Origin of the sequence: Parafilimonas sp. (genome assembly GCF_051953455.1) — a bacterium.
Lineage (GTDB): Bacteria > Bacteroidota > Bacteroidia > Chitinophagales > Chitinophagaceae > Parafilimonas.
In genome coordinates, this window is sequence record NZ_JBQCIT010000036.1 from 1 (window position 1) to 13,439 (window position 13,439).

The following is a 13,439-nucleotide window of genomic DNA, read 5'->3' on the forward strand; positions in this document are numbered from 1 at the left end:
GTTGCAGATAATAAACTCCGACTGTTGACGAATAATGTCAAAGAAAGCGAAAAACCACTTTCTTTTCAACAGCAAAAAAAGCATCCTACAGAGGTTGTAAAAAGAAAAACAGATACGCTGTTTCACCTGCATGAAAACAGTATGATAAATGAAGGGCATGCAGCAGAAAGAGCTATTAAAATAATAGCCGCAAAGCAGCCCATTACACACCCTTTACTTTGCCGCTATTTAAAAGAAAGGGGCATCAATAAAAATGTTGCCGACAGGTATTGTCATGAAGTAAGTTTTAAGTTGAATAACAAAGAAAGGGAACATATATCCATCGGCTTTAAAAACAATGCCGGTGGATATGAATTAAGAAATGGATTTTTCAAACTCAGCAGCGCTCCAAAATATGTTACTTATATCAGCAATAGTGATGCGGAAAATGAGCATAATGATAAAGAACAAAGGGCAGAAATTTTGTCAATAGATTCAGGAATTATTCCACTAAAGATTAATGATCAAAACCTTGCTTCAAACGCAAAAAATCCGGAACCAATCTTTGAACAAAATCAAACTGCAAAACACACAAAATCCATTGCTGTTTTTGAAGGCTTTTTTGACTTCTTAAGCTGGCAAACTATTCATCAAAACCAGGATCACAAACTGACAGATTTTCTTATCCTCAACTCACTTTCATTTTTTGAAAGAAGCCTTTTGCTGATGGAAAAACATGAACATATCAAATTGTATTTAGATCATGATGCAGCAGGAAGAAAATGCACAGAACAGGCTTTGAAAAGATCTGCCAGGTATGAAGACAAGAGCAGGTTATACAAAAATTACAAAGACCTGAATGACTGGTTAAAGCATTTTGGAAAGCTGGAGAAGAAGCAAACATTAAGGCAATCCAAAGGACTGGGTTTGGAGTAAGTTTTTTCAGAAGCCAGCTATGTTTCGGTTAAACCGAAACGCTGGCTTTTTCATCCCGATATGCATCGGGATTCAAAAAGTTATTGAAGCAGACATGAAAATGAAGGGCAGATGTTGCAAACAAAAAATACAAAAAGGAATAAAGGCGGAAGGCCAAAAAAAGCCGTTAAGCAAAATTATTTTATCGGAATAAAATGTACGTTAATTGAAAAAACTTACCTCAAACGAAAAGCTAAGATGGCGGGTCTGAGCCTTTCTGAATTTATCCGTGAGGCGGCATTGAAAGGACAGACTGTCAGCCAGGTAAAGCTTATTCCGAAAGAAATTTTACAGTTCACTGCTACTTTAAATCATCTCGCCGCCAACATCAATCAACTAGCAAAAAAGAGTAATCAAAATTACTTTTTGGATGAAGCCGAAAAAGCCTCGCTTCGAACGCTTCCGGAAGAAGTAAAACAGCTCGCAACATCCATTAAAGATTATATGAAATGATCGGCAAAATAATTCTGGGAAGATCCTTCAAGGGCTGCATCAATTATTGTCTGCATGATAAGCTGAAAAAAGATGCTGAAGAGCAAATAATGAAGAACCGTGCCGAAGTGTTTTTGTATAATAAATGCTTTGGTGATGCCGGTGAATTAATCAAACAGTTTAATGAACTAAGGCAGCACAATCAGAAGCTTTCTAAACCGGTCATGCATATAACGCTAAGCCTGGCGCCAGGAGAAATAAAATCAGGCAATACTTTATCAGCAATTGCAGAAGACACAGCAAGGCATTTAGGGTTTGAAGAAAACATGTTTATTGCTGTATTGCATAAAGACACAAGCAATCATCAGCACCTGCACCTTGTTGTTAACCGGGTTGGTTTTGATGGCAAAACTTTAAGCGATAGCAACAACTATAAACGCATGGCAGATTGCTGCAGAAAACTGGAGTTAAAACATAAGTTACAACAGGTTTTAAGCCCAAGAAGATTTTTATCGCAGGAATTAAGAAATATACCACGCCACGATATCAGGAAAGAGCAACTGAAACAGAACATTATTACATGTCTGCAAACGTCAAAATCTTATTGCGAGTTTGAAAACAAAATGAAAGCTTTAAAATATGATGTTATTAAAGAAAGAGGTGTTGCATTTATGGACAAACAAAAGGTTTATACTAAAGGCAGTGAAGTGGGCTATTCGCTGATGAAAATTGAGAAATATTTAGCTCTTCAATTAATACAAAGAAATAAGCCTTTACAAAGCCTTAATCGCAAACAGACAGCACAAAGCAATGCAGAGGATAAGAATCAACAAATGCATTCTCGAAGAGAAAATTTTGAACAATCTGAACGTAGGATTTTGGAGCAGTTGCTAAAACCTGAGGAACAATCAGAGCAGGTAAATCCATTGCTGGTGAAAAGAAAAAAGAAACCCCGGCAACGAACACCACATCTATGAACAAATTACTTAATGAATAAAAATGAAGTGTATGGAAAGTGAACAGATTTTATCAGCAGTAACACAATTGCTGGAAGAGCAAAAGCAACAAATTGCACAATATGAAAACATCTATGCGGCCTTAATAAGGATTGATAAACAAGTAAACGAGTTGGGAAATTCTTTAACTATTATAAAAAGCTCTTCGCCGGATCCCGGAACAGAAAAATTGCAGGAAGACATAGATCAGATTAAAAAGCAGTTATCTGAAATGCCCCGGAATATAATACAGCAGAAACGATATTTGTTTTTTCCCGAATACAATGCCAAAGAATATTACAGTGCCATTCTCAAATGGGTATTCTATATGCTTATGGCAACGTATGCATATTGGTTGTTGAAGTTCTGGTTAAAAGGATAATGATCCGCAATAGCTCACCATATAACTTGAAGTGTACGGCTGTTATTTATTGATATTTATCAGTGTTGTAAAAGCGTTGTATATTGAAAAGGCGGGATTAAATAAGATAGAATATAGCAATACATGTGATAGGGTAGGTAACTGATAAATTCTTTGCTCTTACTAAGAAGTCAGCTTACTTTTTACCCCAAATCAAAACGAGTTATTTTTTGTGAAAACATTGCTCTCTATTTTCCTTTTATCTTATTCCGGTACTCACCCGGTGGCATCCCAACCCTGCCATTAAAAAATTTTACAAAATAACTAACTGAATCAAAGTTTAACTCGAATGCAATTTCTTTCACAGAAATATTGGAAATAGTTAATAGCTCTTTTGCTTTTTGGATTTTAATTTCCAAACGATATTGCTCGGGAGAAAAACCGGTATATTTTTTAAATATTTTTCTAAACCATGAATAGCTCCAGTTAAGTGATGCTGCAATAGCTTCAGTTGTCATATTGGTAGAAATACTTTCCTGCATCAGGGTTTTAGCCTTATTAATCTGTAACACAATATCTCCGTCTGTGAATAAATTGTTCTTTTCTGAATAATAGGAAATACCCAATAATAAGCTCACGATGCCTGCCAGCGCCTGCTGGTATGCTGTTTTTTGAACATTGGCTATCTCTATTCCCTGCTTGAACAATGAAACCAGTTGTTCGTTAAATCCTATATTCAGTATTGGGTTATCTCTTGAAAAAAATTTATTGTTTATTAAGCTATCCATATTTTGGCCGTTAAACCCAACCCAGTATTCCGTCCACCCTGCCTGCTTTTTGGGTAGGTAAGTATGCCATTCATTAGGAAACAACAATAACAAAGAGCCGCCTGCAATTTCCACAGGCTTACAATGTTTTGACTGAAACACGCCGCCACCTGTGGTTAAGTACAATAGAATATATTCCTGCAAAACCCTGCCTGTTGCTGGATTAAACCAGTAAGCCGACGGATGTATCTTCGGAGGATAACTTGTATTCGGTTCTATAATCTGTGATCCTATCGTTGTTATATAAAGCCCCCACAATTCATCAATAGCGTTAACGGTTAGATACTTTATGCTCTGATTTTCTTTAATATTCATAATAGTGCCAAAAAGTTATATAACAGTATCAAAAATTCACCTCTTGCTATATTCTATTATTCTAAAATTGCAACCGGAAGTTATGTCAAAAGTAATACGAAACGCTTGTTCATTCAATAAACAAATTAATTTATCGGGCCTTGATTTAAACATGTTTCTGCGGTTTTGACTATGACAAAGCTTGTTAAAATGTAAACATTGTTTAGTTAGTATCCTGTCAAAGAAGATCGCCTGTTAATCAGGATTTATTCAAAAAAACCTGGAATCAGACCTTTAAGGTTAAGGATGGGCATTGTTATGCGCTGACCGTTTTAGCAGGTCAAAAAATACTATTTGTAAAAATTTTTATACAAGTCAAATATCTATTCACTATAAAAGCACTAAATCGATTGCTTATGTTACAAAAAACAACTAACCGCCTGTCTATGGTGAAATGCCCTGCATTTTTACTGGCACTTTTATTTTTTAGTACCGGGTTATTTGCCCAAAAGAAAATTACGGTAAAAGGAATAGTAAGCTCAGATAGTGCTGTAGCCTTATCAAATGTTTCCGTTACAGTAAAGGGTTCAACCGGAGGAACTATGACGGATGAAAAGGGCGCCTTTCAAATCAATACTGTTGAAGGTGCTACTCTAATATTTTCATCAGTTGGTTACCAGGAAAAACAAATCGTTATTAAGAATGATAATCAGGACTTGAAAATAGTTCTTAGCACATCTGACGGAGCTTTAAACGATGTTGTTGTAGTGGGCTATGGTACCCGAAAGAAAGCTACATTAACCGGCGCAATAGTAACTGCAAAAGGCGATGAAATAGCAACATCACCTGCCGGCAATGTATCAAATTCATTAGCCGGAAGATTGCCAGGTCTGGTTGTTATAACCCGTACCGGCGAGCCAGGCAATGATGGCTCAACACTTAGAATAAGAGGTGTAAATACGCTTGGTGATAACTCTCCGCTTGTAGTTGTTGATGGCATTGCTGGTCGTAATTTGGAGAGAATAGATCCGGCTACAATAGAATCGGTTACCGTGTTAAAAGATGCTTCTGCAGCAATATATGGCGCACAGGCTGCCAACGGCGTTATCCTTGTTACCACCAAACGCGGCACAACTGGTAAGCCAACGGTTCAGCTATCTTTAAACCAGGGCTGGAACACGCCAACTGTTCTGCCTGAAATGGTAGATGCACCAACTTATGCAACTATACAAAATGAAATTTCCAAGGCTTATCATCCAAACGATCCTTTACCTTATTCAGATGAAGACATTCAGAAATATAAAGATGGTTCTGATCCATGGGGTCACCCAAATACCGATTGGTTTAAAGAAGCAATTAAAAAGAATGCTCCGCAGCGCTATGGAAGCTTAACAGTTTCGGGAGGTTCAGAAACAATAAAATATTTTATTGCTTTAGGCTCAAACTACCAGGATGGTATGTATAAAGATGGAGCGGTAAATTATTATCAAACTAATTTTCAAAGCAATATTGATGCAAAGATCTCCAACGATATTCAACTGAGCTTTAATGTTACCGGCCGCCAGGAAACAAGGAACTATCCCGGCGGCGGGCCAAATGGCGGAAGCGCTGATCAGGCACAAAATATATTTTGGGCTTTAAACCGGGCTTTCCCTATCTGGCCTGCAAAATGGCCGAATGGTTTGCCCGGGCCTGCTATTGAATATGGAGCTAATCCTGTAGTGCTGGTTACCGACGCCACAGGATATACAAAACAAAAGGATTATACTTTACAGAGTAATGTAAGGCTTGTTGTAAATATACCCTGGGTTAAAGGCCTATCATTTACCGGCAATGCAGCATTTGATAAACTAATTATCAACTACAAACAATTTAGAAAACCCTGGTACCTGTACACCTGGGATAAAGTTTCTTTAGATGCTGATGGCCAACCACTTCTTTTAGCTGCTAAGAGCGGAAATACTGATCCAAGCTTGCGCCAAAGCCAGAACGATAATCAGAATGTTACACTAAACGCGCTTATCAATTACGACCGCGTTTTTAATAAGCATGATATAAAGCTGCTTGTTGGTGCAGAAAATATTGCCGGCGATTATTCAACTTTCTGGGCTTACAGAAGATATTACTCAAGCGATCTTCTCGACGAGCTGGATCTTGGTGGCAATGCGCAAAAAGATAATGGCGGTTCTTCAAGCAAAGCCCGCAGGCTGGATTATTTTGGAAGAGCGAGCTATGTTTATAATGCTACCTACATGGTGGATTTTGTATGGCGATATGACGGATCTTACATTTTCGATCCTAATGGTAAACAATTTGGTTTTTTTCCCGGCGTATCATTAGGGTATAGAATATCAAATGAGAATTTCTGGAAAAACAATATCTCTTTTATCAATGAATTTAAGATAAGAGGTTCATGGGGTCAAACAGGCAATGACAGGATTGCACCATATCAATATCTTACAACATATGGCTATAACGGAAGTTATATATTTAATCAAAGTATTTCCGAACAAACACTTGGTGCTTTACGCATTCCCAATGAAGGTGTTACCTGGGAAAAAGCCAACCAGTCAAACATCGGCTTTGATGCCACTTTGCTAAACAACAAGCTGAACATGAGCGCCGATTATTTTTATAATCTCCGCACCAATATTCTTGCATATAGAAATGCTTCGGTGCCAGCTTCTGCCGGGTTAAGTTTACCACAGGAAAACATTGGTGAGGTTGTAAATAAAGGCTTTGAAGTACAGGTTGGTTATAATAGCAGTATCGGCAGTGATTTTAAATACCAGTTGTCGGCTAATTTGGCGTATGCAAATAACCATATAAAGTTTTGGGATGAAACGCCTGGCGTACCGGACTATCAAAGATCAACCGGTAAGCAAATGAATGCGCAAATGTACTACCAGGCAATGGGAGTATTTGTTGATCAGAAAGCGGTTGATGATTATCCCCACATGGATGGAGCACGCCCCGGCGACATAAGATTTAAAGATGTAAACGGTGATGGTAAAATAGATGGTTTAGATTTGGTGAGGAGCGATAAGACTTCTATACCAACATTAACCGGCGGCTTTAGTATCCAGGCTCAATACAAAGACTGGTATGTAAGTATATTATTCCAGGGTGCCGCAGGCGCTGAAAGAGCCTATACCACTTTTTCGGGCGGCCCCGGCGTTGGCAACTTCATGTATAACCTCGTTAAAGACCGGTGGACGCCGGAACATCCAAGTTCAGAAAACCCTAGGGCATGGGAACGTGGCGGCGCATACTGGATGACAGACGGACTGCCAAACAACACTTATTTTGTTAGAAGCAGTGATTATTTAAGATTGAAGACTTTTGAACTCGGTTATTATCTTCCTTCTAAACTGCTTCATAAAATAGGCATGCAATCACTAAGAGTATATGCAAGCGGCCTCAACTTTTTAACCTTCACCAAGATGAAAGATTTTGATCCGGAATCTCCGGATACAGCTCCTGGTTCTATTTGGGTAAACAGTGAAGTTTATCCACTCAATAAAACTATCAATCTTGGATTATCAATAACATTCTAAATAATTTATATGAACCGTAGCAATATAATTATTCAAAAGTTTTTTATCGCCTATATCATAATCCTGTTATGCTCCTGTAACAAAGGTGTGCTTGATACAAAGCCATCAACACAATTCTCTGAAACAGATGTTTGGACCGATCCAAATCTTGTTCAGCTCAATATCAATAATATTTACAATCAAAACCCCTGGAGTTTTATGCTCACTTCGCTAAGTGTGGATGAAGCACGTTGCTACGATGGTGGCAACGATTACAATATGAGCAACATGCTTATGACGCCAGATAATGCCGGCTGGGGTGACTGGAATGGCAAATACCGGGCAATCAGGGACTGCAATATTTTCCTGGAAAACATTGATAAACTTCCGGACGATCCCACCTTAATAGATGGCGTGACTTTAAAAAACAGGTTGAAGGGGGAAGCAACTTTTTTCAGGGCATGGTATTATGATATGCTTATTAATTATTTTGGCGGCGTTCCGTTAATCACGCATTCATATAAACTTACAGACAGCTTTTCTATATCCAGAAACACTTATGCTGAATGCGTTGATTTCATTTCTAAAGAATGCGATACTGCGGCGGCATTATTACCGCTGCAAAATACGGGAAACAATGATGGAAGGGTAACCAAAGGCGCAGCATTGGCACTTAAATCAAGAGTGTTATTATACGCAGCAAGTGATTTGCATAACACCACAAAGTTTTCCGGCTTCTCAAACCCTGAATTACTTGTTTATACTGATGGTGAAAGAACCAAACGCTGGCAGGCTGCTAAAGACGCGGCTAAAGCTGTAATGGACCTTGGTGTTTATAGTTTGTATAAGCCAGCGCCTGCATCTCAGGAAGAAGCAACCCAGAATTATGAAGACCTTTTTACTTCAACTCAAAGTTCTGAAGACATATTTGTGCGTTACTTTAATGCAGCGCAAAATAAAGGCGCTGATTACTGGGTAGTATTTCCCAATGGATTTGGCGGTATTGAAACAAATGGAGCGCCCAGCGAATTGGTTGATGCCTATGAAATGAATGACGGAACTTCATTTTCAAGAACAAATCCCGCGCAAAATTTAGAACCGTATAAAAACAGGGATCCCCGTTTCTATGCATCGATATTATATGAAGGCGCAGTATTCAGGCCGCGACCTGCAAACCTGGTGGGTATTGACCCTGTGGGTGTTTTGCAGGTTGGCACCTGGGAGAAATGGGATGCAGCTGTGAACAAAATTTCGTACGCATATGGATTGGACAGCAGAAACAGCGCAGTGTACGGCGGTGGTTATAACAATACCGGCACTTGCATGCTAAAGTTTATTGATCGAAAAACCGATATGTATGTAAATCATGCGGCTGATTTAACCTGGCGATACATCCGCTATACTGAAATCATCCTGAATTACGCAGAAGCATGTATTGGACTGGGGCAGGACGATGAAGCCCGCATGTACATTAACATGATACGTAAAAGGGCTGGAATGCCTGATGTCACTGAATCTGGTGATGCATTGCTGAAGCGTTATCAAAATGAAAGACGGGTTGAAATGGTATATGAAAACCAGCGGTTTTTTGATGTGCGCAGGTGGATGATTGGGCCGGACGCTTATCATCCGATGCATGGGGTTGATGTAGTTTATAAACTAAATCCGGATCATACAACCAATACAATTCCAACTGTTACGCCGGTAGAAATTACAACCGGCAAATGGGATGACAAAGCTTACTTTATGCCAATAGCCAGAGATGAAATGAATAAGAATTCTCAATTGGTACAAAACCCGGGTTACAACTAATAAACTTTATGTTCTTAAATAAGGCAACGTTTAAAACAAAGTGCCTGTGTTAAAATTGTCTCATAAGCATGGTTTACAACCGGGGAGAGCTTTAGCAGCAGCTCCCCCGGGAACCATGTTCATCCTGGTATAAAAACCTGCTGCAGAAGAAATTGAATCTCCAATAAGTGTTCACTTCAAGCAAGGCGCTTAAACTATTTTATATTTTATCACAGAAAATAAACACATAACAAAGTGTACTTAAATAGAAAAATGAAATTTTTGGTTATGGCTGTCTTTTTTGTTTGTAACATAAATGCAGCAGGGCAGGCAGAATGGCAAAAAAAATATAAAGGCGAAAAAGAAATTGAAGAGATGTTTACCGAACCTCCAATGTTTTATGCACCACATGCTTTTTGGTTTTGGAATGATACAATAAAAGATGAAAATCTTACAGCGTCCATGGCAGAAGAGATGATAAAACAAAGGCTTAACCCCGGCTATGCACATCCAAGAAGCTCTATGGACAGATTAAATCCAAAATACCCTTCGCTGCCCTATGAACAATATCTTAAAAAACCTTGGTTCAATAGTTTTGGTAATGCATTAAAAAAAGCAAAAGACAATGGTTTTACGCTGGGCTATTGTGATGAATATGATTGGCCAAGCGGGCAAGCTGCAGGGCTTGTTTTAAAACAACATCCTGAGCTGGAAGCAAAATATCTCGACTTTAAAAGATTAGAAGTGAAAGCAAATTCAACTGTTGAATATGATTCGGTTGATTTTGCTGTAGCAGCAAAGTTGATCAACCAAAAAATTGATGCTTCATCTTTGCTATTAATTGGCGAAGGGAAAAACATTAAATGGACTGTTCCCGCCGGTAATTGGATTGTTTATACTTACACTAAAAAACATCATCCCGGCATTGATGGCGGAAAAGTGAATTACCTCAATCCTGAATTGATGAAAGTATTTATACCTATCGTTCATGAACAATATGCAAAGCATTTTGGTAATGATATGGGCAAAAGCATTCCGGGCGTATTTGTTGACAATGAAGGAGACTATGGCTGGCAAATGGCATGGTCTGAATATTTAGCAGGGCGTTACAAAGAAATGAAAGGCCGCGATATAAGATTATGGCTGCCGCTTCTGTCAGAAAAAGATAATGCAGGCTTATATGTAAAAGCCCGTTGCGATTGGTTTGAAGTGATTTCTGATGTATATAATACTTGCTATTTTGTACCAATTGTTGAGTGGCTTAAAAAGCACAACATGTATTATATCTCCAATCTTTGGGAAGAGTCATTATTGTTACAGGCGCAGGCTATGGGCGATTTTATGAAAATTACCAGAACTGCAACTATGCCGGGAACAGATTGCCTGCTAATGAAATCGCAGGATGTGCATGATTTTAAAGAAGTGCAAACTGTAGCCGAGTTGGAAGGCCGTCCATTCATGAGCGAGATAATGGGTGTAGCAGGCTGGGAACAAACGCCTGCCATGATAAAAATGACTGTAAATTCAATTACTTCTTACGGCGTCAATCATATAGTGCCGCATGGAATTAATGTAAATCGTAAGCTTGAAACAAATCCCTATCCTGCAGACTGGTTTACAGAAAATCCTTATTGGCCCTACCTGCATTACTGGACAGATTTTTCAAGGCGAGCATCATTCGTAACACGCCAGACAAAATTGGTTGCAGATGTTTTATTAATCAACCCGCAGGAAAGCATTTGGGCAAATGCCGATCGCATGTTTTCAGAAGAAGCCAGCATCAATGAGATTAATACTGTCTGGGATAAACAATCATTTCAGATAGACCAGGTTTATTCGGATGCCATGCGTCAAATGAATGAAAACAATATTGATTTTTTAATTGGAGACAAGCATTATTTAATGATGGGGCAATCTCAGCTAATAAACAATCATTCATGTTTTACTATAAAAGATCATCATTTCTTAGCGATGGTATTGCCACCCGTTACCATTATTTCACATGGTGCATTAGATAAAATACTGGAGTTTGCAAAACAGGATGGCGTAGTAATTATTCTCGGAGAAACTCCCAAAGGCTCACCGGAAAACGGAGCAAATGATAAGGCCGTTATTCAAAAAATAATTGAACTGAAAAAACAGCGCAACGTAGTTGACATAAGTACTGAGAAAAACAACTTGCCAAAAATGGTTGCTGTATTAAATCAAAAACTAAAGCCACAAATGCTTTTTGAAAATTCAGGAAGACTTTACACATCTCATAGAAAAATTGGAGCTGCTGATTTTTACTGGCTGGCTAATAATTCTGACAGCATCCGCAGTTTTTCTGCATGGTTTAAAGATGGCAGCGGCGCAGCAGAAATATGGAATTGTGAAACAGGTAATGTTATCCCTGTTGTTTCGGTAAAAGATAAAGAATATAACAAGGTAACACTATCGCTGCAGCCTTATGAAGCTTATTGGGTGGTGTTTAATCCGTATGAAAAAAGGCAAATTGAAACACCTTCTGACAAGAAACCCAATAAAGAAATTGTACTCAATCAACGATGGACGATAAGTTATCCAGGTGTTGATACAATATACAGAACATCTGCAAAGGCTTTCTTTTCTGACGATAAAATAATACAGGAAGAAAAAATGAAAATCGGTTTAAATGATACAGCATGGAAGTTTAATTCTTTTATAACAGCATCATTACAAAAGACAATTTGGCCGCTAAAAACAGCTGAAGCTAGCACAGAAGACACAAGCAGCTATATTTACTGGAGGGTTGTTGTGCCTGTAGGTGCTAACAGAATAATTTTTCCTGAAAATATGCTGGGCACACCTATTTGGATGGATGGAAACAAAAGTATTGTTACTGCAAATCAAATAGACTTGGTCAGTGATGTACATTTATTATCATTTGCATTCAAAACTGGTGATAAAAAAATTCCTTCTTCACCTTTAAAATTTATCATCACTAACAAAACACAACAGCCATTGCAAAATTGGTATAACTATGGCTTGGAACAGTATACGGGCTATGTTGATTATGAAACTACGATTACTAAAAATAACAAAGAAAGCCAGGTGCTGCTTGATCTTGGAAAGGTGAAATTCATGGCAGAAGTTTTTGTGAATGGCAAGTCAGTTGGTGCTCGTTTATGGCCATCTTTCACATTCAATCTAACTAAAGAATTGAAAAAAGGCGATAATAAGATAAGGATACGTGTTGGCAATCTTATGGTAAATGAAATGTGGATGAAAGATGATATGGATGAGTTGCGTACATGGGGATGGGTAGGTACTCCTGATTTCGAGAAGTATAATGCCGGGTTAACCGGCCCGGTAAAACTGTTAATTACAGAATGAACTTAATATATAAATTCAAGGCAAGTCAATTTCAATAATTACTTTTTAAATTAAATATGGACGTATGAAGTCAACACTCACACAGGAACAAATACAATCGTACCGGGAAAATGGTTTTTTGCTTGTGGAAGATTTTCTTAACCAGGAAGAGCTTGCTTTTTGGCGCAAGGCCGTAATGAATGCTGTTGAGCAACGCAATGGCCGTAAGTTCGCCTTTGGAGAGGCAAAGGTTGGAGAAGATGATGGCATCAATAAAGACAGCGATTATTATGGAAAAGTATTTGACCAGATGCTGAACCTGTGGCAAACAAATGAAGATGTAAAAAAGATTATGGCTGATGAGCGGATAGGAAAAATGGTTGCAGATTTAACCGGTTGGGAAGGTACCAGAATATGGCACGACCAGGCTTTGATTAAACGGCCCTGGGCTAACCCAACTTCATGGCATTTAGATACACCTTTCTGGTCATTTAGTGATAGAAGAGCTTTATCAATCTGGGTAGCTTTAAATGACGCAACACTGGAAAATGGTTGTCTTTATTTTATACCAGGTTCACATAAAACGACCACTTTCGAAAACCCGGGCATTGGAAAAAATATGGATGCAATTTTTGACACTTATCCAATGTTTTTGAAAAGCGAATCGGTGCCGGTGCCAATGAAAGCAGGAAGCTGTTCTTTCCATAACGGGTTAACAATTCATGGAGCCGGCGCCAATATGACCAATGGCTTTAGAAGAGCCATGACTTGTGCATACATGCCCGATGGAGCAGTGTTCAATGGCATTAAAAATATTCTCACTGATGAACAGGTTTCTAAATTAGAAATAGGCCAACTGTTGAATGATGATGCACAAAACCCGCTCATTTATAAAGCGTAAAAACACATAAATCTC

Annotated in this window: 9 protein-coding genes; 8 read left to right on the forward strand and 1 reads right to left on the reverse strand. The window is 38.5% G+C overall.

Annotated features, from left to right (window positions below; translation table 11 throughout):
• From ACTHN6_RS14130 to ACTHN6_RS14145, 4 genes are all read left to right on the forward strand, one after another.
• On the forward strand, positions 1 to 915 hold a 915-nt coding region (locus ACTHN6_RS14130), incomplete at its 5' end, for a toprim domain-containing protein (RefSeq protein WP_440436417.1).
• 111 nt (positions 916 to 1,026) lie between these two features.
• Positions 1,027 to 1,407 (forward strand): plasmid mobilization protein, encoded by a 381-nt coding sequence (locus ACTHN6_RS14135; RefSeq protein ID WP_440436418.1) that lies wholly within the window; start codon positions 1,027 to 1,029, stop codon positions 1,405 to 1,407.
• Positions 1,404 to 2,363, forward strand: coding sequence for a relaxase/mobilization nuclease domain-containing protein (locus ACTHN6_RS14140; protein WP_440436419.1), 960 nt, complete (start codon positions 1,404 to 1,406; stop codon positions 2,361 to 2,363). The genes ACTHN6_RS14135 and ACTHN6_RS14140 overlap by 4 nt, the downstream gene beginning before the upstream one ends.
• A gap of 31 nt (positions 2,364 to 2,394) precedes the next feature.
• A complete protein-coding gene (locus ACTHN6_RS14145) occupies positions 2,395 to 2,763 on the forward strand; it encodes a hypothetical protein (protein WP_440436420.1) in 369 nt (122 codons plus the stop codon).
• 227 nt (positions 2,764 to 2,990) lie between these two features.
• Here ACTHN6_RS14145 and ACTHN6_RS14150 read toward each other — a convergent pair whose 3' ends face one another.
• Entirely contained in the window at positions 2,991 to 3,884 is an 894-nt protein-coding gene (locus ACTHN6_RS14150; RefSeq protein WP_440436421.1) for an AraC family transcriptional regulator, read from the reverse strand.
• A 395-nt stretch (positions 3,885 to 4,279) separates the two neighbouring features.
• On the opposite strand from ACTHN6_RS14150, the gene ACTHN6_RS14155 reads away from it, so the two are divergent.
• The 4 genes from ACTHN6_RS14155 (at position 4,280) to ACTHN6_RS14170 (ending at position 13,424) form a co-directional block, all read left to right on the forward strand.
• The gene (locus tag ACTHN6_RS14155; RefSeq protein WP_440436422.1) at positions 4,280 to 7,420 is read left to right on the forward strand and encodes a SusC/RagA family TonB-linked outer membrane protein; all 3,141 of its coding nucleotides are present in this window, start codon (positions 4,280 to 4,282) and stop codon (positions 7,418 to 7,420) included.
• Between the two features lie 9 nt (positions 7,421 to 7,429).
• Positions 7,430 to 9,211 carry a RagB/SusD family nutrient uptake outer membrane protein gene (locus ACTHN6_RS14160; protein ID WP_440436423.1) on the forward strand — a complete coding sequence of 594 codons (1,782 nt, stop codon included), beginning with the start codon at positions 7,430 to 7,432 and terminating at the stop codon, positions 9,209 to 9,211.
• Between the two features lie 267 nt (positions 9,212 to 9,478).
• Positions 9,479 to 12,544: a glycosyl hydrolase gene (locus ACTHN6_RS14165; protein WP_440436424.1), complete on the forward strand. Its 3,066-nt coding sequence runs from the start codon at positions 9,479 to 9,481 to the stop codon at positions 12,542 to 12,544.
• A gap of 64 nt (positions 12,545 to 12,608) precedes the next feature.
• A complete protein-coding gene (locus ACTHN6_RS14170; protein WP_440436425.1) occupies positions 12,609 to 13,424 on the forward strand; it encodes a phytanoyl-CoA dioxygenase family protein in 816 nt (271 codons plus the stop codon).
• Positions 13,425 to 13,439: the final 15 nt, after the last annotated feature.